Below are 24,617 nucleotides of genomic sequence, written 5' to 3' on the forward strand. Positions count from 1 at the left end.
AATTTAGCGGGATTGCGAGCATGAGGCGATGACCGTTTCGAAAAGCGCTGAGAAGTCCTCCGAAAAACCCGGCGAGGCCACCAAAGGCCGCAAGGACGCGCCCGAGGGCCTGCCCGAAGCCCTCCAGCTCGGCGAGCTCTCCGAACAGCTCGGCTACGTGCTGAAACGGGCGCAGCTCAAGGTATTCGAGAATTTCCTGCGCTGCATGGCCTCGCTCCAGCTCACGCCGGCGCAGTTCTCGGTGCTGTTGCTGGTCGAGAAGAACCCGGGCCGGAACCAGACCGAGATCGCCTCCACCCTCGGTATCCTCAGGCCGAATTTCGTCGCCATGCTCGACAATCTCGAGAGCCGCGACCTCTGCGCCCGGATCCGCTCCACCAACGACCGGCGTTCGCACATCCTGGTGCTGACCGATAAGGGCAAGGCGGTCCTGACGCGCGCCAAGAAGCTCGTCGCCACCAAGCACGAGTCGCGGCTCAACGAGCTGCTGGGGCAAGCCAACCGCCAAGCGCTGCTGGACATGCTGTCGAAGATCGCCAACGAGTTTTGAGCCTCACTGTCATCGCCCGCGAAGGCGGGCGATCCAGTATTCCAGAGACATACGTGGGATGCAGAGGGGCCGCGGCGGATTCCCCGCCTTCGCGGGGAATGACGCCGACCTTTGGAGCAGCCCCCTCAATCCACCAAAATCACCCTGATGTCGTTCACATTGGTCAGCGTCGGGCCGGGCATGAGCAGATCGCCGGTCGCCTCGAAGAACGTCGTCGCGTCGTTGTTGTCGAGATAGGCCTGTGGCTGAAGTCCCTCCGCCTTCATCCTGGCGAAGGTCGCCGCGTCGATCAGCGCACCGGCGGGATCGGTGGGATGGCCGGCCCCTCCGTCCGCGCCATCGGTGTCACCGGCAAGCGCCGAGATGTCGGGCGTGTTCTTCAACAGTGAGGCCAGCGCCAGCGCGTATTCCTGGTTTGGGCCGCCGCGGCCATTGCCTCGCACCGTCACCGTGAGCTCGCCGCCGGACAGGATCGCGACGCGCTTGCCCTGGGCGCGGGCGGCAAGCGCGAGCCTGGCGTGGTCGGCGGCGACCTCGCGGGCCTCGCCCTCGAGATCGGCGCCGAGATCGATGGTCTCATAGCCCGCGTCCCTGGCGAGCTTCACCGCAGCGTCGAGCGATTGCTTGGGCCGCGCGATCAATTCGAAATGCGCGCGGGCAAAGGCGGCGTCGCCGGGCTTGCAGCTTTCATTGGCGGGATCGTCGAGCGCGCGCCGTACGGCATCGTCGATGGCGAGCTTGTACTTTGCGACGATCGCGCGTGCGTCGGCCAACGAGGTCGGATCGGGGACGGTCGGACCCGAGGCGATCGCGGAAGCGTCGTCGTGCGGCACATCGGAGATCGCGAGCGTCACGATCTCGGCGGCATTCTTGCCGGCGCGCGCCAGTCGCCCGCCCTTGATGCGCGAGAGATGCTTTCGCACGACATTCATCTCGCCGATCGGCGCGCCCGAGCGCAGCAACGCCTTGTTGACCGCCTGCTTCTGCGCAAAGCTGATCCCATCGACCGGCGCGATCCAGTTCGCCGAGCCGCCGCCGGTGAGCAGCACCAGCAGCAGATCGTCGGGACCGGCTTCGCCTGCGAGCGCGAGCGTGTCGGCCGCACCCTTCAGGCCGGCCTCATCGGGCACCGGATGGCCGGCTTCGACGATTCGGATGCGGCGGGTCGGCACGCCGTAGCCGTGGCGCGTGGTGGCGATGCCGACGAGGCGCTCCGGAGCCAGCTTGAGGGCATCGAGATAGTGCCGTTCCGCTGCGGCGGCCATCGCAGCAGCGCCCTTGCCGGCGGCAAGGCAGATCACGCGGCCCTTCGGGGCGGGGCGCAGATGCGGCGCCAGGATCGTATCCGGATGGGCCGCGGCAACGGCGGCGTCGTAGAGCGCGCGGAGCAGGGGACGTCGGTCGGTCATGACGATGGCCTTCGGCAAACTCGTGAGCAGACTAGAGCTGTGGCGAGAACGTCGCCATTCCCCTGCCTAGCGCATCGGACGCGAAAGGGTAAGCATGCTTTACCGTCATTCGATTGTGCAATCGCGTGATGATAATCGGCATGCAGCAGAACCCCCTGCGATCGTCTCGCAGGGGGCTGTTTCTCTCCGCTGTCAGGAGCGGCTAGCCGCCGACGTCGGCGCTGATCACGTCGCCGAACAGATCCCACTTCTCGCCCTTGAACTTCTCGAGCTGAAGCTGGCTGATCGGCGCAAAGTCGGTCGGCGAGGTGTTGATCTGGATGCCGGGCAGCAGCACCTCGGTGCGGAAGTTCTTCAGGCTGGCGGCCTGCTTCATGACGTTCGCGCGGGTGAGATCGTCACCGCATTGCTTCAACACCTGGACAAGGGTCTGCGCCACGCCGTAGCCGACGATGGTGCCGTGGTCGAGCTTGTCGCCGTCGGGGAAGTATTTGGTCATGAAAGCGAGAAACTCCTTCATGCCGGGGTCGTTGTTCCACTGCGGATCCGAGACGTCCTTGAGATAGTCGGCGGAGATGATGTCCTGCGCATTCTCGAAGCCCGCGGGCTTGAGCACGCTGCCGACGGAGCCGGAGACGTTGTTCAGGAAATGCAGCGGCTTCCAGCCGACCTCCGCCACCTTCTTGATCGCCTGCGCCGCGAATTTCGGCGTCGTGATGTTCATGAAGACGTCGGCGCCCGTCGACTTCAGCTTGACGATGTGGCTGTCGATGGTCGGCTCCGAGGTCTCGTAGCTTTCTTCCGCAACGATCATCGAGGCGGCCTTGGCCCCCAAGCCATCCTTCAGGCCCTTCACATAGTCCTTGCCATAATCGTCGTTCTGGAAGAGCACGGCGATCTTGGCGTCCGGCTTGTTCTTCAGCAGCCATTTCGCATAGATCTGCGTTTCGCTCTGGTAGTTGGGCTGCCAGCCCATCGTCCAGGGGAAGTCTTTCGGATCGTTCCACTTGGTGGCGCCGGTGGCGACGAACAGTTGCGGCACCTTCTTCGAGTTCATGTACTTGTGGATCGCCGAGTTCGGCGGCGTGCCGAGCGAGTTGAAGATGAGCAGCACCTCGTCGCTCTCGACCAGCTTGCGAGCCTGCTCGACCGTCTTCGGCGGCGAGTAGGCGTCGTCATAGGAGATGAAGTTGATCTTGCGGCCGTTGATGCCACCTTCCTCGTTGATCTTCTTGAAATAGGCGGCTTCGGTCCGCCCGATGATGCCGTAGGCGGAGGCCGGTCCGCTGTAGGGCATGATGTTGCCGATCTTGATCTCGGTGTCGGTCGCGCCGGTATCGTATTTCTTCTGGGCGGACGCGATCGAGGTCGAGGCCGCAATGAGCGCGAGCGCCAGTGACGCGGCCGCAAGCTTGCCGGTGACAGCGGGCATTCCAATCTCCCTTTTTTCTTGGTGTGTGCGCTCCTTTTCTTGCCTTCATTGTTCTTGGTCCGCGCGAGGCCAATTCAATACGATTTGGCTTGGGCCTTCAACAGAAAGCCCCCGCAACGTCGGCGGCGGGGCTGCGTCTTTAGTAGTCAGGAGCGCCTGTGCAACTGCGAGAAGGCCGGACCCTCCTGGGTTGCTTCACGCCAATTGAACAATTCTGGGTTTCGGTCAGTGACCGGGCTCGCTCGAAATGATGTCGCCGAACAATTCCCAGGCCTTGCCTTTGAACCGCATCATCTGAAGCTGCTCGATCGGCGCGAAATCGTCGGGCGCGGTGTTGATCTTGATGCCGGGAAGCAGCGTGTCGGGCGCGAAATCGTGCAAGCTCGCGGCCTGCTTCATGACGTTGTCGCGGGTGAGATTGTCGCCGCACATCTGCAGCACCTTCACCATCGTCTGTGCGGCGGCGTAACCGAACGACACCCCGGCATCGAGCTTGTTGGCCTTCGGATCGTACTGCGCGACGAAGTCGTAGAACTTCTTCATGCCGTCATCCGCATTCCATTGCGGGTCGGAGCCATCCTTGATGTAGATCGCCGACAAAATGCCTTGCGAGATCTCGAAGCCCGCGGGCTCGATCACTCCCCCGACCGACGCGGACACGTTCGAGATGATGTGGACCGGGTGCCAGTTGATCTCGGCCACCTTCTTGATCGCCTGCGCGGCGAATTTCGGCGTGGTGACGCTGATGAGCACGTCGGCGCCCGCGGCCTTCAGCTTCACGATGTGCTCGTCGATCGCGGGCTCCGATGTGTCGTAAGCCTCCTCGAGCACGATCATCGAGGCCTTGGCGCCGAGGCCGTTCTTCAGCCCGTTCAGATAGTCCTTGCCGAAATCGTCGTTCTGGTAGAGCACGCCGATCTTTGCGTCCGGCTTCTCCGTGATGATGTACTTGGCGTAGATCTTCGCTTCGCTCGCGTAGCTCGGCTGCCAGCCCATGGTCCAGGGATATTGCTTCGGGTCGTTCCACTTCGAGGCGCCGCTCGCCACGAACAATTGCGGCACTTTCTTCTCGTTCATGTATTTGCGGATGGCGCCGTTGGTGGAGGTGCCGAGCGAGCCGAAGATCAAGAGCACATTGTCGCTCTCGACCAGCTTGCGGGCCTGCTCCACCGTCTTCGGCGGCGAGTACCCATCGTCATACGAGATAAACTTGACCTTGCGGCCGTTGATGCCGCCCTCGGCATTGATCTTGTTGAAATAGGCTTCCTCGGCCTTGCCGATCGCGCCGTAAGCGGAGGCTGGTCCGCTATAGGGCATGATGTTGCCGATCTTGATCTCGGTATCCGAGGCGCCGTTGTCGTAGGCTTTCTGCGCCAGGACGGGATTACCCACCGCAGTGCACAACGCGAATGCGGCCGAAAACGCCGCAACCTGAAATCGAACGACGGTCATCGCTCTCCCACCTCACCTGGATCGGCGCCGCATTGAACAAGATTGATCCGTGACGTCAACAAAAAGCCCCCACGATCGTTCGTGGGGGCCTCGCCAGTTTGGACGATTGTGACGACGCGTTATTCCGGAGCGACGTCGCCGTTCATGATGTCGCCGAACTGTTCCCACTTCTCGCCCTTGAAACGCTGCATCTGCAGCTGACTGATCGGGGCGAAGTCGCTCGGACCGGTGTTGATCTTGACCCCGGGCAGGAGCGTGTCCGGTGTGAAGTCCTTCAGGCTCGCCGCCTGCTTCATCAGATTGGCGCGGGTGAGATCGTCGCCGCACTGTTCCAGCGCCTTGACCAGCGTCTGCGCGGCGCCGTAGCCGTAGACGACGCTGGAGTCGGTCTTGTCGACGCCGGGCATGTACTTGTCCAGGAACTCGACCCACTTCTTCATGCCGGCATCGTCAGCCCAGCGCGGATCGGCGCCGTCCTTGGCGTAAGCCGCCGACAGCACGTCCTGCGAGGCTTCGAAGCCCGCAGGCTTCATCACGCTGCCGACCGAAGCCGACACGTTGGTGATGATCTGGAGCGGCTTCCAGCCGAGCTCGGCGGTCTTCTTGATGGTCTGGGCGCCGAACTTCGGCGTCGTGTAGATCAAGAGCACGTCGGGATTGGCGGCCTTGATCTTGACGATGTGGCCATCGATCGAGGGCTCGGAGACCTCATAGCTCTCTTCCATGATGATCGTGGACGAGGCCTTGGCGCCAAAGCCGTCCTTGGTGCCCTTGAGGTAGTCTTTGCCGAAATCGTCGTTCTGGTAGAGGATCGCGACCTTGGCGTCGGGCTTCTCCTTCGTCAGCCACTTCGCGTAGATCTGCGCTTCGCTCTGGTAGGACGGCTGCCAGCCCATGGTCCAGGGGAAGTGCTTCGGGTCGTTCCACTTGGTGGCGCCGGTGGCGACGAACAGCTGCGGCACCTTCTTGGCGTTCAGATATTTCTGGATTGCGGTGTTGGACGGCGTGCCGAGCGGGTTGAACACGGCGAGTACCTCGTCGCTTTCGACCAGCTTGCGGACCTGCTCGACCGCCTTCGGCGGTGAATAGCCGTCATCATAGGTGACGTAGACGATCTTGCGGCCGTTGATGCCGCCCTTGTCGTTGATCATCTTGAAATAGGCTTCTTCGGTCTTGCCGATGATGCCGTAGGCCGACGCCGGACCGCTGTACGGCATGATGTTGCCGATCTTGATCTCGGTATCGGTCGCGCCGGTGTCGTATGTCTTCTGAGCGAGTGCTGCGCCGGAGGTGAGGGTCGCGACCGCCGTTACGAGTGCGGCGGTTCGTAGTGTTCTTCCGAAAGGCAATTGGGTCTCCTTGGTTAAACAAACGGTCTTGACGAGCGTTTTCAGCTTTTTCTGAGCCGTCCGGCGAGTTGCTGGCCCATGATCGCGAGTTGCCTTGCGCCGTGCGGCACGAGGTAGATGACGAGGAACAGCAGCACGCCGAACACGGCGCCGGAGAGGCCTTTGGAAATGCCCTCTGCGATGTTCGGCACGAAGATGATGAAGGCCGCGCCGACGATCGAGCCGGGCAGCCAGCCGACGCCCCCGACGACCATGCCGAGGAATAGCTGGATCGCGAGCGTGATGGTGAAGCTGTCCGGTGCGACGAACTGCACCGCGATCGCGCTGAGTCCGCCGGCGACGCCGGTGATGCCGGCGGAGACGCCGAAAGCGAGCGTCTTGTACAGCGCGACGTTGACGCCCATCGCGGAGGCCGCGATCTCGTTGTCGCGGATCGCCATGAAGGCGCGGCCCGAGCGGGAGCGCAGCAAATTGACCGAGAAGATGTAGATCGCGAGCACGACGACGAGGGTGAAATAATACAGCCACATGTCCTGCGAAATCTTCAGGCCGAACGGCGCGTCGGGCTTGGTGACGACGAGGCCCTGCACCCCGCCGGTCCAGGGCTCGAGAAAGTTCAGCTTGAGGAGCTGCGGCATCGCGGTGGCGAGCGCGAAGGTCGCGAGCGCGAGGTACACGCCGGAAAGCCGCAGCGCCGGCTGGCCGAACAGGAAGCCCGCGCCGAAGCACAGCACGCCAGCGACCGGCAGGCACAGGAAGTACGGGATGTTGAACTGCTCCATCATGACGGCGGTGATGTAGGCGCCGATGCCGTAGAACGCGCTTTGGCCGAGCGAGAACTGGCCGCTTCCGCCGGTCAGGATGTTCAACGCCAGCACAGCGAGGCCCAGATACAGGAGCTGCGTGAGCTGGAAGATCACGAAGTTCTTCGCAAACACGGGAACGATGAGGAGGAGCAGCAGCACCACCACCGAGGTGCCCGTGCCCAGCGTCATGGCGCGCTTCGGAACGGCTTCGACCGTCTCGTTGCCTTCGGCGACGACATCTTCTGCTGCGCTCATGATCAAACTCGCTTGACGATGTGCCGGCCGAACAGACCAGCGGGTTTGACGACCAGGACGGAGATGATCAGCGCGAGCGCGATCGGGAGTTTCAGCTCGTTGCCGACGCCGGGGATGTAGGTGCCGGCGAGGTTCTCGAAGATGCCGACCAGGAAGCCGCCGACCACGGCGCCGAACGGGCTGGTCAGTCCGCCGAGCACGGCGGCGGCAAAGCCGTAGATCAGCACGCCGCCCATCATGTTGGGCTCGAGGAACACCACGGGGGCGATCAGCATGCCGGCGATCGCGCCAATCGCGGTGGCCATGCCCCAGCCCAGAGCAATCATCCAGGAGGTGTTGATGCCGACGAGCCTGGCCGATTCAGGAACAGACGCAGCGGCGCGCATGGCAAGGCCGATCCTGGTGTACTGGAAGAAGAAATACAGGGCGAGCAGCAGCAGCACGGTGACGCCGATCATGCCGGCCTGGTGGGTAGAGATCAGCTGGCTGCCGAGGAACGGCGCGGAGCCGAACGGGGTCGGGTACTGCTTGATGGTGAAGTCCCAGATCAGGCCGGCCGACGAGTTGATGATCGCGAACAGCGCGATGAAGCCGGCAACGTTGGTCAGGACAGGGGCTTTCGCGAGGGGCTTGAACAGGATGCGCTCGATGGCGATGCCGGCGAAGAACGAGAAGATCAGCGTGATCAGGAAGGCGCCCCAATAGGGCACGCCCCATTGCATCAACTGCCAGGAGATGAAGGTCGAGAACATCGCCATCTCGCCCTGCGCGAAGTTGAGATGGTCGATCGCCTGGTAGATCATGACCACGGCGAGCGCCATGCAGGCGTAGATGGCACCGGTAGCAATGCCGGCCAGCACCTGGTTGGTAAACAGCTCCATCGTGCCGGCTCCTCAGTAACCCAGATAGGATTTGCGGATTTCTTCGTTGTTCGCGATGTCCTTGGCATTGCCGGACATCACGATACGGCCGGTCTCGATCACATAGGCCTGATCGGCGAGCTCGAGCGCGAGCTGGGCGTTCTGCTCGACCACCAGGATCGACACCTTGTCCTCGCGGTTGATCTTGCCGAGAATGCCGAACAGGTCGCGCACCACCAGCGGCGCAAGTCCGAAGGACGGCTCGTCGAGCAGCATCAGGCGCGGCCGCAGCATCAGTGCGCGGGCGACCGCGAGCATCTGCTGCTCGCCGCCGGACAGCGTACCGGCCTGCTGGGTGTGCCGCTGCTTCAGGACAGGGAAATGCGCATACATCCGCTCGATGTCGGAGACGATGCCGGCATTGTCCTTGCGGGTGATGGCGCCGAGCTGGAGATTCTCCTCCACCGTCATGGTGGTGAAGGTGCCGCGGCCCTGCGGCACATGGGCGATGCCGAAGCGCACGATGCTCTCGGTCGAGCGGTTGTTCAGCGGCTTGCCGTCGAATTCGATGCCGCCGGTGGAGCGCACCATGTTGCAGATCGCGCGCAAGGTCGTGGTCTTGCCGGCACCGTTGGCTCCCAGCAGCGTCGTGAGCGAGCCCTCGTTGAGCGAGAAGGAGAGGCCATGGAGCGCCTGCACCTGACCGTAATAGGCGCGCAGGTCCTTGACGTTGAGCAGAACGGTCATTGGTCCTTGCTCCCGAGATAGGCCTTGATGACGTCGGGATCCGCCTGCACCTGGGCGGGCGTGCCTTCCGCGAGCTTCTTGCCGAAATTCAGCGCGACGACGTGGTCGGCGATCGACATCACGAGGCCCATGTGGTGCTCGACCAGCAGCACCGTCATGTGGCGCTCATCGCGGATTTTGCGGATGAGGTCGCCGAGCACATAGACCTCCTCGTGATTCAGGCCACCGGCGGGCTCGTCGAGCAGCAGGATCTTCGGGTCCGCCGCCAGCGCCCGCGCCAGCTCCACGCGCTTCTGCGTACCGAAGGGCAGGCCCGACACGGTGGTGTGGGCGACCTCCTCGAGGTCGAGATAGGCGAGGATCTCGCGCACCTTGTTGTTCACGCCGGTTTCACTGCGGCGAATCCAGGCCAGGCGCAGCGAGTCGCTGATGATGTCGCTGGAGGTACGGGCGTGGGTGCCGACGCGGACATTGTCCATCACCGACAGGTTCGGAAACAGCGCCACGTTCTGGAAGGTGCGGCCGATGCCGATCTCGGCGATCCGGTGCGGCGGCCGCTTCAGGATGCTCACACCTTCCATCAGGATGTCTCCGGATGACGGCTGGTAGAGCCGGGAGAGGCAGTTGAAGAGCGTGGTCTTGCCGGCGCCGTTGGGGCCGATCAGTCCGAGGATCTGGCCCTTGTGCATGTCAAAGGACACGCCGTTGAGCGCGACGATGCCGCCGAACACGACGCTGACGTCGCGAACCGCGAGCAGGGGCGATGTCCCCTGCGCGAGCTGTGCCTGCGTCATGTCGTCTCGCCCACAGACATCAGTGAGCGAACGGGCGACGCGAGCCGCTCCCTGACACGACAAAGGCTATCTGAACCCCTCGGCCACACGCGCAACTTTTCCTCCTGATTTCAGCTTTTTGCTGACTTCTTTTTTGGATTGCGGCATCAGACCCCCGAGCGCCGCTTCGATGTTCCTTACCATCGCCAGCAAGCGCGGTCCAATGTCGTTGATCAATCGCTCTTCCGTGAAGCGGAATGCGGGGGCGCCGCAATTGAATGCGTAGGGACCGGTTCCGTCGTTGAGCTTGAGCGCAACGCCGGCTGCGCCGATGTCGTCGTGCCAGTCGCCGACGGAGATCGCGAAGCCGTGCTTGGCGACCGTCTCGCCGGAACGCTCCAGGCCGTCGCGCATCTTGGGCCACCGGCTGCCGTAATGCTCGCGCAGTTCGCGCAGCAATTCGGTGCGCTCGTCATCGTTCAACGCCCAGAAATAGGCGCGCCCCATCGCGGTGGTTGCAATCGGCACGCGCGATCCGACGTCAAGTTGAACTCCGACCGTCTCGGTGCCGCGGCTCTGCCCGAAATAGATCATGCTTTGGCGGTCGCGGCCGCCGATTGCGACGGCGCCCCCCGTCGCGCGCATCACGTCCTCGCGAAACGGTTCCGACAAATGCCGAACGCCGAGATTGGCGAGCGCGGCATAACCGAGCGCCATTGCGGCGGGCGCCAGCTGATACTTTTCGAAACGGGGAACCGGTGTCAGATAACCGAGCTTCGTCAGCGTGTAGGTCAGCCGCGACACCGTCGGCTTCGGCAGGTTGGTGCGGGAGGCAATCTCCTGATTGCCGAGAAGTCCGTCGCTCGGTTGGAATGCTCGCAATACATCAAGCCCGCGGGAAAGCGCGACGACGAAATTCCGATCGGTCGCGGTCTTCTTTCCTGTACGCTTCATCCCTGATCTGCTTCTTGCGCGGAGTCGTTGACAAGCCACGTGCTTCAAAATAACCCTGCCGTCAAGATGCGGAATTAAATTCCGCACCGCGAAATCGAACAAAAGTAAATCCCCACCAAGGAGGGAAGCCGTGAGCGAAGTGGTCAAGCTTGAGCGTCATGACGATATCGGGATCGTCACGGTCAATAGCCCTCCAGTCAATGCGCTGAGTGCCGCAGTTCGTGGCGGTATCCTGGAGTGCATCAAGGCCGCGATCGCCGATTCCGCCATCAAGGGCATCGTGCTGACCTGCGCCGGCCGTACCTTCATCGCGGGCGCCGACATCACCGAGTTCGGCAAGCCGCCGAAGGCCCCCGCACTCAATGACGTGCTGGCGGAGATCGAGAACTCGCCCAAGCCGGTCGTGGCCGCAATTCACGGCACCGCGCTCGGCGGTGGCCTCGAAGTGGCGCTTGCCTGTCATTTCCGTGTGGCCGTGAAGGAGGCCAAGCTCGGCCTGCCCGAGGTGAAACTCGGGCTGTTGCCGGGCGCCGGCGGCACCCAGCGCCTGCCGCGCGCAGTCGGTCCCGAGCTCGCGGTCAAGATGATCGTCGGCGGGGATCCCATCGGCGCGGCTGAAGCGCTCAAGGCCGGCTTGATCGAGGAGATCGTCGAAGGCCCGGCCTCCGGCGGGGAAGCCTTCGTGCGCAAGCTGCTGGCCGAGAAGCGCCCGCTGCGCCGGCTGCGCGACGATGATTCAAAGATCGCGGCAGCGAAGGCTGACCGCTCGATCTTCACCAATGCGGTCGCGGCCATGACCAAGAAGGCGCGCGGCCTGGAAGCGCCGTTCGCGGCTGCCGACGCGGTCGGCTATGCCATCGACCTGCCGTTCGACGAAGGTCTGAAGAAGGAGCGCGAGGGTTTCCTCAAGCTCGTCGCCAGCGACCAGTCCAAGGCGCAGCGCTATGCCTTCTTCGCCGAGCGCGAGGCCAACAAGATCGCGGGCGTCCCTGAAGGCACCAAGCCGCGTCCCGTTAACCGTGTCGCCATTCTCGGCGCCGGCACCATGGGCGGCGGCATCGCGATGTCGTTTGCCAACGCGGGCGTTCCCGTCACCCTGATCGAAACAGGCGAGGAGCAGCTCAAGCGCGGCATGGGCATCATGCAGAAGAACTGGGAAGCGACCGCCGCGCGCGGTGGCATCCCGGCCGATGCACCCGCCAAGCGCATGGCGCTGATCAACGGTGTCGTCGGCATCGAGAATGTCGGCGATGCCGACCTCGTCATCGAAGCCGTGTTCGAGACCATGGCGGTCAAGAAGGAAGTGTTCGGCAAGCTCGACCAATATGCCAAGCCCGGTGCCGTGCTGGCCTCCAACACCTCCTACCTGAACATCGACGAGATCGCGAAGGCGACCAAGCGTCCGCAGGACGTGCTCGGCATGCACTTCTTCTCGCCCGCGAATGTCATGAAGCTGTGCGAGATCGTGCGCGCGGACAAGACCGCGCCGGACGCCCTTGTGACGGCTGTGACCATCGCGCGCAAGATTGCGAAGGTCCCGGCCGTGGTCGGCGTCTGTGACGGCTTCGTCGGCAACCGCATGCTGGCGCAGCGTGGCAAGCAGTCCGAGAAGCTGTTGTTCGAAGGCGCGCTGCCGCAGCAGGTCGACGCCGTCGTTACGAAATTCGGCATGCCGATGGGCCCGTTCGCGATGGGCGACCTCGCCGGCCTCGACATCGGCTGGCGCTCGCGTAAGGACCGCGGCATCAAGTCGGAAATCGCCGACGCGTTGTGCGAAGCCGGCCGCTTCGGCCAGAAGACCGGCAAGGGCTACTACAAGTATGAGCAGGGCTCGCGCGCGCCGATGCCCGACCCCGAGGTCGAGAAGCTGATCGACGAGACGCTTGCCCGTCTCGGCCGCAAGAAGCGCGTCGTCAGCGACGACGAGATCCTCGAGCGCATGATCTATCCGATGATCAACGAGGGCGCGAAGATCCTCGAAGAGGGCATCGCGGCGCGCCCCTCCGACATCGACGTGGTCTGGCTGTACGGCTATGGCTGGCCGATCTATCGCGGTGGCCCGATGTTCTGGGCCGACAGCGTCGGCCTCAAGCACATCGCCGATCGTCTGTCGTTCTACGCCAGGGAGACCAACGACCCCAGCCTCGAGCCCGCGCCGCTGCTGAAGAAGCTTGCGGCGGAAGGCAAGACCTTCGCGTCGCTGGCGGCCGAGTCGAAAGCGGCGTGATTGGGTTGGTCGCCATAGCCGCGACGTCTTCCTCCGAGGCACGCTCCCTCCGTTCCCTCCCCCCTTGCGGGGGAGGGGCAGGGAGGGGGGTAGCCCCGGGGCGAGCGCAGCGTTTGTGGCTACCCTCTCCCCAACCCTCCCCCGCAAGGGGGGAGGGTGCCCATCCGTCCGTGCCTGCCTTACGTGAAGTAACGAAGCAATGACCCATCCCGGCGAACAGTTCTACCCTGAGGGCGTGCATTGGGACGACAGCATCGTCCAGGGCACGCTGCCTGACCTGCTCGCGACGGCCGCCGCAAATTACGGCCCGCGCATCGCGATCGAATTTCGCGACCGTCCGATCACCTATGCCGAGCTCGCCGCTCAGGCCGAGCGCGCGGCGGCCGCGTTCCTGCGCGTCGGTTGCGGCAAGAACAGCTCCGTCGCGCTGTTCCTCGGCAATACGCCTGATCATCCCGTCAATTTCTTCGGCGCGCTGAAGGCAGGCGCCCGCGTCGCGCATCTGTCGCCGCTCGACGGCGAGATCGCGCTGACGCACAAGGTCTCCGATTCCGGCTCGCGCCTGCTCGTCACCTCGAACCTCCAGGCCTTGTTGCCGACCGCTCTGAAATTACTGGAGAAGGGGTTGATCGATCGCCTGGTCGTCTGCGAGGACGACAGCTGGGGCAAGGTCGGCACGCCGCAGGCGGCGATCCCCGATGATCCCCGCATCGTCACCTTCAAGGCCTTTGTCGAAGGCGCGCCGCTGCCGGCACAATGGCCCGCAGTTTCGGTCGATGACGTCGCCTTGCTGCAATATACCGGCGGCACCACCGGCCTGCCGAAAGGCGCGATGCTGACCCACGGCAATCTTTCATCCGCGGTCTCGATCTACGACATCTGGGGCAAGCCGAACCGTGCGGCGCGTGGCGACGTCGTCGAGCGCGTGATCTGCGTGCTGCCCCTGTTCCACATCTATGCGCTCACCGTGGTGTTGCTGTCGTCGCTCCGCCGCGGCAATCTGATCTCGCTCCACCAGCGCTTCGACGTCGAAGCCGTGATGCGCGACATCGAGGTCAAGCGCGCGACCTATTTCCCCGGCGTGCCGACGATGTGGATCGCGATCGCGGCACTGCCCGATCTCGACAAGCGCGACTTCTCCTCGCTCACCGCGATCGGCTCCGGCGGCGCACCGCTGCCGGTCGAGGTCGCGAGCTTCTTCGAGCGCAAGGTCGGCAAGAAGCTGAAGAGCGGCTGGGGCATGACCGAGACCTGCTCGCCCGGCACCGGCCATCCGCCTGTCGGACCCGACAAGCCCGGTTCGATCGGGTTGATGCTGCCCGGCATCGAGCTTGACGTCGTCTCGCTGGAAGATCCAACCAAAGTGTTGCCGCCGGGCGAAGTCGGCGAGATCCGCATCAAGGGTCCGAACGTCACCAGAGGCTATTGGAACAGACCGGCCGGATCCGCGGAGGCCTTCGTCGACGGCCGCTTCCTCACAGGCGATATCGGCTATGTCGACACCGACGGTTATTTCTTCCTGGTCGACCGCAAGAAGGACATGATCATCTCAGGTGGCTTCAACGTCTATCCGCAGATGATCGAGCAGGCGATCTACACCGTTCCGGGCGTGCATGAGGTGATCGTGCTCGGCATTCCCGACGCCTATCGCGGCGAGGCCGCGAAGGCCTTCATCAAGCTCAAGCCGGGCGCCAAGCCGTTCTCGCTCGACGAGCTGCGCGCGCAGCTCGCCGGCAAGGTCGGCAAGCACGAAATGCCGGCGGCGGTCGAGTTCGTCGACGACCTGCCGCGCACGCCCGTCGGAAAATTGTCGCGCCACGAACTGCGGCAGCAGCAGAAACCATCACATCCAACGCAACCAGGAGGTCGCTCTTGACCGACGCCGTCATCGTTTCCACCGCCCGTACGCCGATCGGCAAGGCCTATCGCGGCGCGCTCAACGCCACCGAGGGCGCCACCTTGCTCGGCCACGCCATCGGCGAAGCCGTCGCGCGCGCCAAGGTCGATCCGAAGGAGATCGAGGACGTCGTGATGGGCGCCGCCCTCCAGCAGGGCGCCACCGGCGGCAACATCGCGCGCAAGGCGCTACTCCGTGCCGGCCTCCCTGTCACTGTCGCCGGCACCACGATCGACCGACAGTGCGCCTCGGGCCTGCAGGCGATCGCGCTGGCCGCGCGTTCGGTGATCTTCGACGGCGTCGAGATCGCGGTCGGCGGTGGCGGCGAGTCGATCTCGCTGGTGCAGAACGACAAGATGAACGGCTTCCACGCCCAGGATCCGGCGCTGCTCGAGATCAAGGGCGAGGTCTACATGCCCATGATCGACACCGCCGAAATCGTGGCCCAGCGCTACGGCATTTCGCGCGAACGCCAGGACGAATATTCGCTGGAGAGCCAGCGCCGCACCGCAGCCGCGCAGCAGGGCGGCAAGTTCAACGACGAGCTCGCGCCGATCACCACGCAGATGGCGGTTACCGACAAGGCGACCGGCACTGTCTCGATGAAGGAAGTGACGCTGTCGCAGGACGAAGGTCCGCGCCCGGAGACGACGCTCGAAGGCCTTGGCGGCCTCAAGCCCGTGCGCGGCGACGGCTTCTCCATCACCGCCGGCAATGCCAGCCAGCTCTCGGATGGCGCCAGCGCGAGCGTGATCATGAGCGACAAGGAGGCGGCGAGACGCGGTCTCGAGCCGCTCGGCATCTTCCGCGGCTTCGTCTCGGCCGGCTGCGAGCCTGACGAGATGGGCATCGGCCCGGTGTTTGCCGTGCCGCGCCTGCTCAAGCGCCATGGCCTCAAGGTCGACGATATCGGCCTCTGGGAGCTGAACGAAGCCTTCGCGGTGCAGGTGCTCTATTGCCGCGACAAGCTCGGCATCGATCCGGAGAAGATCAACGTCGATGGCGGCGCGATCTCGGTCGGCCATCCCTACGGCATGTCGGGCGCACGCCTGACCGGCCACGCCCTGATCGAAGGCCGCCGTCGCAAGGCCAAGTACGCAGTCGTCACCATGTGCGTCGGCGGCGGCATGGGCGCGGCTGGTCTGTTCGAAATTTTGCAGTAATTCATAGGAGGATCCGATGGATCTCGCATTCACGAAAGAAGAGCAGGCGTTTCGCGAGGAAGTGCGTTCATTCTTCCGCGACAACGTGCCGCCGGATACGCGGCGCAAGCTGGTCGAAGGCCGCCACCTCTCCAAGGACGAGATGGTGACGTGGTGGCGCATCCTCAACAAGAAGGGCTGGGGCGTCAGTCATTGGCCCAAGCAGTATGGCGGCACGGGTTGGACCTCGGTGCAGCACTACATCTTCAACGAAGAGCTGCAGTCCTATCCGGCGCCGCAGCCGCTCGCCTTCGGCGTCAGCATGGTTGGCCCCGTCATCTACACCTTCGGCAACGAAGAGCAGAAGAAGAAGTATCTGCCGCGCATCGCCAATGTCGACGATTGGTGGTGCCAGGGCTTCTCCGAGCCCGGCTCCGGTTCGGACCTTGCTTCGCTGAAGACGAAAGCCGAGCGCAAGGGCGACAAGTGGATCATCAACGGCCAGAAGACCTGGACCACGCTGGCCCAGCACGCCGACATGATCTTCTGCCTCTGCCGTACCGATGCATCCGCCAAGAAGCAGATGGGCATCTCCTTCATCGTGTTCTCGATGAAGTCGAAGGGCGTCACCGTACGTCCGATCCAGACCATCGACGGCGGTCATGAAGTCAACGAAGTCTTCTTCGACGATGTCGAGGTGCCCGTCGAAAACCTGATCGGCGAAGAGAACAAGGGCTGGGATTACGCCAAATTCCTGCTCGGCAATGAGCGCACCGGCATCGCCCGGGTCGGCGTCTCCAAGGAGCGGCTGCGCCGCATCCGCGACCTCGCCGGCAAGGTCGAATCATCAGGCAAGCCGATCATCCAGGACGCCGCGTTCCGCGAGAAGCTCGCGGCCTGCGAGATCGAGCTGAAGGCGCTCGAGCTGACGCAGCTGCGCGTCGTCGCCGACGAAGGCAAGCACGGCAAGGGCAAGCCCAATCCGGCGTCCTCGGTGCTGAAGATCAAGGGTTCCGAGATCCAGCAGACCACCACCGAGCTGTTGATGGAAGTGATCGGCCCGTTCGCCGCACCGTACGACGTGCACGGCGACGATGGCTCGAACGAAGCCATGGACTGGACCGCCCAGATCGCGCCGAGCTACTTCAACAACCGCAAGGTCTCGATCTACGGCGGCTCCAACGAGATCCAGCGCAACATCATCGCCAAGGCGGTGCTGGGGCTCTGATCGTACACACTCGCCGTCATGGCCGGGCTTGACCCGGCCATCCACGTCTAGCGGCACGAAGAACGTGGATGCCCGGCACAAGGCCGGGCATGACGAAATCGACACCGGGAGATGAGAGAAAATGGATTTTGACCTGACCGAGGAGCAGCGGCTCCTGAAGGACAGCATCGACGGCCTGCTGACCGATTCCTACGATTTCGAGAGCCGCAAGAAGTACATGAAGGAGAAGGGCGGCTGGAGCAGAGCCGTCTGGGGCAAGCTCGCCGAGCAGGGCCTGCTTGGTCTGCCTTTCAGCGAGGCCGATGGCGGCTTCGGCGGCGGCGGTGTCGAGACCATGATCGTGATGGAAGCGCTCGGCAAGGCTCTGGTGCTCGAGCCTTATCTCGCGACCGTCGTGATCGGCGGCGGCTTCCTGCGCCACGCCGGCTCCGACGCGCAGAAGGCCGCGCACGTTCCCGGCATCGTCGACGGCAGCAAGACGCTGGCGTTTGCCCAGCTCGAGAAGAACTCGCGCTACGATCTCTTCGACGTCGCCACCACGGCGAAGAAGAAGGGCGACGGCTGGGTCATCGACGGCGAAAAATTCGTCGTGCTCAACGGCGAGAATGCCGACACGCTTGTCGTCACCGCGCGCACCAAGGGTAACCGCCGCGACACGTCAGGCATCGGCGTGTTCCTGGTCCCGGCGAACGCCAAAGGCGTGACCAGGAAGTCCTACCCGACCCAGGACGGCCTGCACGCCGCCGACATCACCTTCACCGGCGTCGAGGTGGGCGCGGATGCCGCGATCGGCAATCCGGAAGACAGCCTCGCGCTGATCGAGCGCGTCGTCGATGAAGCCCGCGTCGCGCTCTGCGCCGAAGCGGTTGGCCTGATGGACGAATCGCTCAAGACCACGGTCGAGTACATCAAGACGCGCAAGCAGTTCGGTGTCGCGATCGGCTCGTTCCAGTCATTGCAGCACCGCGCCTCCGACATGTTCGTCGCCACCGAACAGGCCCGCTCGATGTCGATGTTCGCGACCATGGCGAGCGATTTCGAGGACGCCAAGGAACGCAGCAACGCCATCGCCGCGGCCAAGGCGCAGATCGGCAAGTCGCTGAAATTCGTCGGCCAGCAGTCGATCCAGCTCCACGGCGGCATCGGCATGACGATGGAGGCGAAGATCGGCCACTACTTCAAGCGCCTGACCATGATCGAGAACACGTTCGGCGACACCGACTACCACCAGCGCCGCGTCGCGGATTCGGGTGGGTTGATTTGAGTTGATCTAAACCGCACGAAGACTGTCATCCCCCGCGAAAGCGGGGGATCCAGTACGCCGCGGCGTCTCGGTTCTATTCGCGCTGTCTCCGGAACGCTGGATCGCCCGGTCAAGCCCGGCGATGACGCCTGAACGAGACGCTACAGGAGCCCACCACCAATGAAAAACACCCCGTTCGATCTCACCGGCAAGGTCGCCGTCGTCACCGGCTCCAGCCGCGGCATTGGCCGCTCATCCGCCGAGCTGCTCGCCAAGCTCGGCGCCAAGGTCGTGGTGTCCTCGCGCAAGGCCGACGCCTGCAAGGAAGTCGCCGACGGCATCAATGCCTCGGGCGGCGACGCCACCGTGATCCCCTGCAACATCGCGCGCAAGGCCGAGGTCGAGGCGCTGATCGCGGGTGCGACCAAGCACTACGGCAAGATCGACATCCTGGTCTGCAACGCCGCGGTGAACCCGTATTACGGCCCGCTGCTCGACATCACGGACGAGGCCTTCGACAAGATCATGGGCTCGAACGTCAAGAGCAACATCTGGCTCGCCGCGCTCGCAATCCCGCAGATGGCGGCACGCGGCAACGGCTCGGTCGTCATCATCTCCTCGATCGGCGGCTTGCGCGGCTCGACCGTGATCGGTGCCTACGGCATCTCCAAGGCCGCCGATTTCGCGCTGTGCCGCTCGCTCGCCGGCGAATGGGGCCCGAAGGGCGTCCGCGTCAACTGCATCGCGCCCGGCCTCGTCAAGACCGATTTCGCCCGCGCGCTGTGGGAAGACGAAGCCAACCTCAAGCGCCGCACCGCGACCACGCCGCTGCGCCGCATCGGCGAGCCCGACGAAATCGCCGGCGCCGTCGCCTATCTCGCCTCGGATGCCTCGAGCTTCATGACCGGCCAGACCATCGTGATCGACGGCGGCGTCACCACGGCGGCGGTGTAGGGCCTCGCGCCACTTGCAGGGCCGCTTCGCTTACCCTCCTCTGGACGGCCCTGCAGGGGAGGGTAAGAGAAGCGCGCCCGGCGCATGCCACCTTGACCTCTCCGCGGCAATCCCGTTTCTTTGGCGCGACACAATCACCCCTTCCGGGGAAAACGCCCAAAGAAAACGCCAAGGTAAGCTTCCATGTCTTTCGTCCTCGCCATCGACCAGGGCACCACCTCCTCGCGCGCGATCGTCTTCCGGAGCGACATTTCGATCGCGGCCCGCGCGCAGCAGGAGTTTCAGCAGCATTTTCCTGCCTCGGGCTGGGTCGAGCACGAGCCCGAGGACATCTGGACCTCGACCGTGATGGTCTGCCGCGACGCGATCGAGCAGGCGGGCATTACGGCCAAGGACATCGCCGCGATCGGCATCACCAATCAGCGCGAGACCACCGTGGTGTGGGACCGCACCACGGGGCAGGCCGTGCACCGCGCCATCGTCTGGCAGGACCGCCGCACCGCCGGCATCTGCGCCAAATTGAAAGCAGACGGCCGCGAGCCGCTGATCTCGCGGAAAACAGGCCTGATCATCGACCCCTATTTTTCCGGCACCAAGGTGGCCTGGATCCTCGACCACGTCCCCGGCGCGCGCGCGCGTGCCGCCCGCGGGGAGCTGATGTTCGGCACGGTCGATTGCTACCTGCTCTGGCGCCTCACCGGCGGCAAGGTGCACGCCACCGACGCCACCAACGCCTCGCGCACGCTGCTGTTCAACATCCACACCGGCCAGTGGGACGACGAACTGCTCGAGATCATCGGCGTGCCACGCTCGATGCTGCCGGAGGTGAAGGATTCCTCCGCCCGCTTCGGCGAGAGCACGCCTGATTTGTTCGGCGGCCCGATCGCCATCGCAGGCATCGCCGGCGACCAGCAGGCCGCGACCATCGGTCAAGCCTGTTTCCGCCCCGGCATGATGAAGTCGACCTACGGCACCGGCTGCTTTGCGCTGCTCAACACCGGCTCCACGCCCGTGGTCTCCCAGAACAAGCTGCTCACCACCATCGCCTATCAGCTCGACGGCAAGCGCACCTACGCGCTCGAAGGCTCGATCTTCGTCGCAGGCTCGGCGGTGCAATGGCTGCGCGATGGTCTCGGCATCATCAAGCACGCGGCCGAGACCGGCCCGCTGGCTGATCAGTCGGACTCCATGCAGAGCGTTTATCTCGTCCCGGCCTTCGTCGGCATGGGCGCGCCCTATTGGAATCCGCGCGTCCGCGGCGCGTTGTTCGGCCTCACCCGCAACACCGGCCCGGCCGAGCTCGCGCATGCCGCGCTCGAGAGCGTCTGTTACCAGACCTTCGATCTGTGGGCCGCGATGCGCGCGGACTGGCCGAGCTCGGAAACCGCCAGCGTCGTGCTTCGCGTCGATGGCGGCATGACCGCGTCGGACTGGACCATGCAGCGCCTCGCCGATCTCCTGGACGCCCCGGTCGACCGTCCCGTGATCCAGGAGACCACGGCGCTCGGCGCGGCCTATCTCGCGGGCCTCAATGCGGGCGTCTATCCCGAGCCGACGAAATTCGCCGACAATTGGCGCCTCGAGCACCGCTTCAGGCCGAACATGAGCCAGGCCACGCGCGATCGAAAGCTCGCGGGCTGGGCGAGAGCGGTGAAGGGTGTGCTGGCAAGCGACGAGGGCGAGGAATAGGCGGATTCTTGTACGGGCTACCGGGCCAAAATTAGCGGCACGCAAAAAAGAACAACAACGGGAGAAGAGAATGAACACGGATTTCAACCGGGTCATCCAAAAGCTCTTTGGCGCGGCGATCGCCGCCGCGCTGCTCGCCGCGCCAGCCATCGGGCGCGAAAAGCCGAACCCGCTGCTGAGCGCGCGTCAGGTCATGACCGACGTCGCCGGTCTCGACGCGCCCGCCCAGATCCTGGTCGATGTCTGGGGCATCCCGCACATCTATGCCGGCAACGAGCACGACCTGTTCTTCCTGCAGGGTTTCAACGCAGCGCGGGACCGGCTCTGGCAGATCGATCTCTGGCGCAAGCGTGGCCTCGGCCTGCTCGCCAGGGATTTCGGTCCGGCCTATGCCGAGCAGGACAAGGCGCTGCGGCTGTTTCTCTATCGCGGCGACATGAAGGCGGAATGGGCTTCCTATGGCCCCAAGGCGAAGACCTATGCGGACGCGTTCGTCGCCGGCATCAACGCCTATGTCACTGACGTGCGCGCGGGCAAGCGCCCGCTGCCGATCGAGTTCAGGATCGCCGGCACCATGCCCGATGCCTGGACGGCAGACGATGTCGTTCGCATTCGCAGCCACGGCCTGACGCGCAATGTCTCCTCCGAGGTCAAGCGCTCGCTGGTCGCCTGCGCCGCCGGCCTCGATGCCGATCGTTTTCGCGTGAAGCTGGAGCCGGCCTGGACGACGAAGGTACCTGACGGCCTCGATCCCTGCACCGTGCCGAAGGCCGTGCTCGCGGCCTACGATCTCGCGACGCGCCCCGTCGCCTTTGCCGCGCCCAAGGACCAGAAGGCGGCGCTCGCGCACGATCCCGACAAATATCTCACCGAGGCCGACCAGCAGCGCGACACCATCGGCTCCAACAATTGGGTGATCGCGGCCTCGCGCACGGCGACGGGCCGCCCGATCCTCGCCAATGATCCGCATCGCGAGCACAGCGTGCCCTCGCTGCGCTATATCGTCGGACTCAATGCACCCGGTCTCTCGGTGATCGGCGCCGGCGAGCCGGCACTCCCAGGCATCTCGATCGGCCACAACGGCACCATCGCCTTCGGCCTCACCATCTTCAACGTCGACCAGGAGGACCTCTACGTCTACGAACTCAATCCGCAGAATCCCAACCAGTATCGCTACGGCAGTGGCTGGGAGGACATGCGTATCGTTCACGAGACGGAAGAGGTGAAGGGCGAGGGAAATCGCGACCTCGAGCTGAAATTCACGCGCCACGGGCCCGTGATCTTCGTCGACCAGGACAAGAAGCACGCCTTTGTCGTGCGCTCGATCTGGTTCGAGCCCGGCACGTCGGCCTATTTCGGCTCATCGGACTACATGACCGCAAAGGACTGGAGCGGCTTCCTCGCCGCCATGCGCCGATGGGGGGCGCCTTCGGAGAACCAGGTCTATGCCGACACCAGGGGCAATATCGGTTGGGTCGCTGCCGGCAAGACGCCGCGCCGTGTCAATTTCGATGGCCTGATGCCGGTGCCCGGCGACGGCCGCTATGAATGGCAGGGATTTCTCTCGCTCGACGAGCTGCCGAAATCCTATCAGCCGGCGCAGGGCTTTTTCGCCACCGCCAACCAAATGAACCTGCCGGCCGATTATCCGGTCAACGAGCGCAGGGTCGGGTTCGAATGGTCCGACAGCGCGCGCTGGCAGCGCATCACCGAGGTACTCGCGGCCAACAACAAGGTGACGCTCGCCGACGCCATGGATCTGCAGAACGACGACACCGCCATGATGGGACGGCGGCTGGTCAAGTTGCTGCAGCCGCTCACCTCTGACGATGCCAATGTGAGGCAGGGTCTCGATCTGCTGAAGACCTGGGATGCGCGCGACGCCGCCGACAGTGCGGCTGCGGCCGTGTTCGAGGTCTGGATCGCCAATCATCTCGGACCGGTGCTGTTGAAGATCACGGCTCCCAAGGCCGCCGACCTGATCGCGCCCGAGGCCTCCAGCATTTCGGCGCTCGTGGCCGCGCTGGAATCTCCCGATGCATCGTTTGGCGCAGATCCCGCTGTTACGCGCGACCAGATCCTGCGCGACAGCCTCGGTGCGGCGGTGGCCGATGTCATCAGCAAGCTCGGCCCTGATCCCTCTACCTGGCGCTGGGGTCGCCTGCATGTCGCACAGTTCGACCACGCGCTGATGCCGCTCGCCGACAAGGCCACCGCGACGCAGATGTCGGTCGGTCCGCTCGCCTTCGGGGGCGCGGCCAACGTGCCGCGCGCCGCCACCTATCGCCGCTCGGATTACCGGCTCCTCTCGGGCGCGTCGTTCCGCATGGTGCTCGACGTCGGCAATTGGGACGCCAGCCGCACCATCAACACACCAGGGCAATCCGGCGATCCCTTCAGCGGCCACTACCGCGACCTCGCGCCGCTGTGGGCGTCGGGGCAGTACGTGCCGCTGCTCTACAGCCGCAGCGCAGTGGAAGCTGCGACCGCGGAGGCAATCACGCTGACGCCGCGGTGAGTCCGTAAGGAGAGCACACAGCTCGGACTCCCTCTCCCGCTTGCGGGGGAGGGTTGGGGTGGGGGCTCTCTCCGCGTCGGGGTCGCCGAGATTGCAGAAGATGTGCCTGCGTGGAAAGAGCCCTCACCCGCCGCGCTCTGCGCGTCGGCCTCTCCGCAAGCGGGAGAGGCGAAGAAAGCAGCCCCGCCTGTTATCGCGTAACGACGCTTACACCACTCCTTCCATCCTCATGGCTTCGCAAGGTTCGCAATGCCGGGGTTTGAAGCACCGCCACGCCGCTAACTTTCGAAATTCACCGCCCTCGGCTGCGATCGCGGCGTTCAAGCGCGCGATCCGGGATGGGCTGCAAGCGCGTCGGACCGCATGTTGTGAGCGCGCGGTTGCATCCGGCGCAATGCTCCATTTCGAAAATTCTCGTTGCGCGATGTCGATCGGAGCGTGGAGACTGATCGGCCCTGCCTGATCCACCGATTGCGAAGAGCGAAAACCATGTTCCTGATCGGCCAATATGATTCCCCTTTCGTCCGCCGCGTCGCGATTGCGCTGCGACTTTACGGCATCACCTTCGAGCACAAGCCGTGGTCGACCTTCGGAGATGCCGACAAGATCGCCCCGTACAATCCACTGCGCCGCGTGCCGACGCTGGTGTGTGATGATGGCGAGGCGCTGATCGAGAGCACGATCATTCTGGACTATCTCGACGAGCTTGTCGGTGCGGACAAGGCGATGCTGCCGCGTAGCGGCGCTGAGCGTCGCCGGCACCTGCGCATCTGCGCGCTCGCGACCGGCCTCGGCGACAAGGCGGTCAGCCTGCTCTACGAGCGCGTGCTGCGGAAGGAGCCGCTCGCGCTGTGGGCCGAGCGCTGCCAGGCCCAGATCGCCGACGTGCTGAAGGTACTGGAAACCGAGCGTGCCAAGGTGACGACGCCGTACTGGCTGGGTGAGCGCATCGGCCACGCCGATGTCGCGGTCGCCTGCGTCGTGCGCTTCACCCGCGAGGCCCACCCGCAGCTCTTCGATCCCGCACGCTATCCGGCGCTCGCGGCGCATGCCGAGCGCTGCGAGGCGCTGGCGCCGTTCAAGGAGATCGTCCAGCCGCTCGCCCCGCCGAAAGGGTGAGCGCCGCCAGGTC

At 64.4% G+C, this 24,617-nt stretch carries 19 protein-coding genes; 10 read left to right on the forward strand and 9 right to left on the reverse strand.

The window, feature by feature from the left end; genetic code table 11:
• Positions 1 to 28: 28 nt before the first annotated feature.
• Positions 29 to 550 carry a MarR family winged helix-turn-helix transcriptional regulator gene (locus BM222_RS04255; protein WP_092227019.1) on the forward strand — a complete coding sequence of 174 codons (522 nt, stop codon included), beginning with the start codon at positions 29 to 31 and terminating at the stop codon, positions 548 to 550.
• A gap of 125 nt (positions 551 to 675) precedes the next feature.
• Here the strand turns inward: BM222_RS04255 and BM222_RS04260 are convergent, their stop codons facing one another.
• From BM222_RS04260 to BM222_RS04300, 9 genes are all read right to left on the reverse strand, one after another.
• Positions 676 to 1,959, reverse strand: coding sequence for a glycerate kinase type-2 family protein (locus BM222_RS04260; RefSeq protein WP_092227286.1), 1,284 nt, complete (start codon positions 1,957 to 1,959; stop codon positions 676 to 678).
• A gap of 202 nt (positions 1,960 to 2,161) precedes the next feature.
• Positions 2,162 to 3,391 carry an ABC transporter substrate-binding protein gene (locus BM222_RS04265; RefSeq protein ID WP_092227020.1) on the reverse strand — a complete coding sequence of 410 codons (1,230 nt, stop codon included), beginning with the start codon at positions 3,389 to 3,391 and terminating at the stop codon, positions 2,162 to 2,164.
• A gap of 225 nt (positions 3,392 to 3,616) precedes the next feature.
• A complete protein-coding gene (locus tag BM222_RS04270; protein WP_092227021.1) occupies positions 3,617 to 4,843 on the reverse strand; it encodes an ABC transporter substrate-binding protein in 1,227 nt (408 codons plus the stop codon).
• Positions 4,844 to 4,962: 119 nt separating this feature from the next.
• Positions 4,963 to 6,192 (reverse strand): ABC transporter substrate-binding protein, encoded by a 1,230-nt coding sequence (locus BM222_RS04275; RefSeq protein WP_092227022.1) that lies wholly within the window; start codon positions 6,190 to 6,192, stop codon positions 4,963 to 4,965.
• A gap of 41 nt (positions 6,193 to 6,233) precedes the next feature.
• On the reverse strand, positions 6,234 to 7,253 hold the full coding sequence (locus BM222_RS04280) for a branched-chain amino acid ABC transporter permease (RefSeq protein WP_092227023.1): 1,020 nt from the start codon (positions 7,251 to 7,253) through the stop codon (positions 6,234 to 6,236).
• A 2-nt stretch (positions 7,254 to 7,255) separates the two neighbouring features.
• Complete coding sequence (locus BM222_RS04285; protein WP_092227024.1) at positions 7,256 to 8,134, reverse strand: branched-chain amino acid ABC transporter permease; 879 nt, start codon at positions 8,132 to 8,134, stop codon at positions 7,256 to 7,258.
• Between the two features lie 12 nt (positions 8,135 to 8,146).
• On the reverse strand, positions 8,147 to 8,860 hold the full coding sequence (locus BM222_RS04290; RefSeq protein ID WP_092227025.1) for an ABC transporter ATP-binding protein: 714 nt from the start codon (positions 8,858 to 8,860) through the stop codon (positions 8,147 to 8,149).
• Positions 8,857 to 9,654 (reverse strand): ABC transporter ATP-binding protein, encoded by a 798-nt coding sequence (locus BM222_RS04295; protein ID WP_092227026.1) that lies wholly within the window; start codon positions 9,652 to 9,654, stop codon positions 8,857 to 8,859. Before BM222_RS04295 ends, BM222_RS04290 begins: the two co-directional genes overlap by 4 nt.
• Before the next feature lie 66 nt (positions 9,655 to 9,720).
• On the reverse strand, positions 9,721 to 10,587 hold the full coding sequence (locus BM222_RS04300) for an IclR family transcriptional regulator (RefSeq protein WP_177243005.1): 867 nt from the start codon (positions 10,585 to 10,587) through the stop codon (positions 9,721 to 9,723).
• A gap of 130 nt (positions 10,588 to 10,717) precedes the next feature.
• Between BM222_RS04300 and BM222_RS04305 the strand changes: the two genes are divergently transcribed.
• The 9 genes from BM222_RS04305 (at position 10,718) to BM222_RS04345 (ending at position 24,604) form a co-directional block, all read left to right on the forward strand.
• Entirely contained in the window at positions 10,718 to 12,814 is a 2,097-nt protein-coding gene (locus tag BM222_RS04305; RefSeq protein ID WP_092227027.1) for a 3-hydroxyacyl-CoA dehydrogenase NAD-binding domain-containing protein, read from the forward strand.
• 199 nt (positions 12,815 to 13,013) lie between these two features.
• A complete protein-coding gene (gene pimA / locus BM222_RS04310) occupies positions 13,014 to 14,690 on the forward strand; it encodes a dicarboxylate--CoA ligase PimA (protein WP_092227028.1) in 1,677 nt (558 codons plus the stop codon).
• Entirely contained in the window at positions 14,687 to 15,874 is a 1,188-nt protein-coding gene (locus BM222_RS04315) for an acetyl-CoA C-acyltransferase (protein WP_092227029.1), read from the forward strand. The genes pimA and BM222_RS04315 overlap by 4 nt, the downstream gene beginning before the upstream one ends.
• A 16-nt stretch (positions 15,875 to 15,890) precedes the next feature.
• A complete protein-coding gene (gene pimC / locus BM222_RS04320; RefSeq protein ID WP_092227030.1) occupies positions 15,891 to 17,081 on the forward strand; it encodes a pimeloyl-CoA dehydrogenase large subunit in 1,191 nt (396 codons plus the stop codon).
• Positions 17,082 to 17,202: 121 nt separating this feature from the next.
• The gene (gene pimD / locus BM222_RS04325; protein WP_092227031.1) at positions 17,203 to 18,345 is read left to right on the forward strand and encodes a pimeloyl-CoA dehydrogenase small subunit; all 1,143 of its coding nucleotides are present in this window, start codon (positions 17,203 to 17,205) and stop codon (positions 18,343 to 18,345) included.
• 159 nt (positions 18,346 to 18,504) lie between these two features.
• Complete coding sequence (locus BM222_RS04330) at positions 18,505 to 19,278, forward strand: SDR family NAD(P)-dependent oxidoreductase (protein WP_092227032.1); 774 nt, start codon at positions 18,505 to 18,507, stop codon at positions 19,276 to 19,278.
• 183 nt (positions 19,279 to 19,461) lie between these two features.
• Complete coding sequence (gene glpK / locus BM222_RS04335) at positions 19,462 to 20,967, forward strand: glycerol kinase GlpK (protein ID WP_092227033.1); 1,506 nt, start codon at positions 19,462 to 19,464, stop codon at positions 20,965 to 20,967.
• A gap of 70 nt (positions 20,968 to 21,037) precedes the next feature.
• Positions 21,038 to 23,485, forward strand: a complete 2,448-nt coding sequence (locus BM222_RS04340; RefSeq protein WP_092227034.1) for a penicillin acylase family protein — start codon at positions 21,038 to 21,040, stop codon at positions 23,483 to 23,485.
• Between the two features lie 489 nt (positions 23,486 to 23,974).
• Positions 23,975 to 24,604, forward strand: coding sequence for a glutathione S-transferase family protein (locus BM222_RS04345; protein ID WP_092227035.1), 630 nt, complete (start codon positions 23,975 to 23,977; stop codon positions 24,602 to 24,604).
• Positions 24,605 to 24,617: the final 13 nt, after the last annotated feature.

Source organism: Bradyrhizobium sp. Gha (assembly GCF_900113735.1).
Classification (GTDB): Bacteria; Pseudomonadota; Alphaproteobacteria; order Rhizobiales; family Xanthobacteraceae; genus Bradyrhizobium.

Excerpts from the sequence above, each read along its gene's own strand:
- BM222_RS04255 (WP_092227019.1), top strand. The coding sequence starts at position 29 with ATGACCGTTTCGAAAAGCGCTGAGAAGTCCTCCGAAAAACCCGGCGAG.
- BM222_RS04260 (WP_092227286.1), bottom strand. The coding sequence starts at position 1,959 with ATGACCGACCGACGTCCCCTGCTCCGCGCGCTCTACGACGCCGCCGTT.
- BM222_RS04265 (WP_092227020.1), bottom strand. The coding sequence starts at position 3,391 with ATGCCCGCTGTCACCGGCAAGCTTGCGGCCGCGTCACTGGCGCTCGCG.
- BM222_RS04270 (WP_092227021.1), bottom strand. The coding sequence starts at position 4,843 with ATGACCGTCGTTCGATTTCAGGTTGCGGCGTTTTCGGCCGCATTCGCG.
- BM222_RS04280 (WP_092227023.1), bottom strand. The coding sequence starts at position 7,253 with ATGAGCGCAGCAGAAGATGTCGTCGCCGAAGGCAACGAGACGGTCGAA.
- BM222_RS04285 (WP_092227024.1), bottom strand. The coding sequence starts at position 8,134 with ATGGAGCTGTTTACCAACCAGGTGCTGGCCGGCATTGCTACCGGTGCC.
- BM222_RS04290 (WP_092227025.1), bottom strand. The coding sequence starts at position 8,860 with ATGACCGTTCTGCTCAACGTCAAGGACCTGCGCGCCTATTACGGTCAG.
- BM222_RS04295 (WP_092227026.1), bottom strand. The coding sequence starts at position 9,654 with ATGACGCAGGCACAGCTCGCGCAGGGGACATCGCCCCTGCTCGCGGTT.
- BM222_RS04300 (WP_177243005.1), bottom strand. The coding sequence starts at position 10,587 with ATGAAGCGTACAGGAAAGAAGACCGCGACCGATCGGAATTTCGTCGTC.
- pimA (WP_092227028.1), top strand. The coding sequence starts at position 13,014 with ATGACCCATCCCGGCGAACAGTTCTACCCTGAGGGCGTGCATTGGGAC.
- pimC (WP_092227030.1), top strand. The coding sequence starts at position 15,891 with ATGGATCTCGCATTCACGAAAGAAGAGCAGGCGTTTCGCGAGGAAGTG.
- pimD (WP_092227031.1), top strand. The coding sequence starts at position 17,203 with ATGGATTTTGACCTGACCGAGGAGCAGCGGCTCCTGAAGGACAGCATC.
- BM222_RS04330 (WP_092227032.1), top strand. The coding sequence starts at position 18,505 with ATGAAAAACACCCCGTTCGATCTCACCGGCAAGGTCGCCGTCGTCACC.
- glpK (WP_092227033.1), top strand. The coding sequence starts at position 19,462 with ATGTCTTTCGTCCTCGCCATCGACCAGGGCACCACCTCCTCGCGCGCG.
- BM222_RS04340 (WP_092227034.1), top strand. The coding sequence starts at position 21,038 with ATGAACACGGATTTCAACCGGGTCATCCAAAAGCTCTTTGGCGCGGCG.
- BM222_RS04345 (WP_092227035.1), top strand. The coding sequence starts at position 23,975 with ATGTTCCTGATCGGCCAATATGATTCCCCTTTCGTCCGCCGCGTCGCG.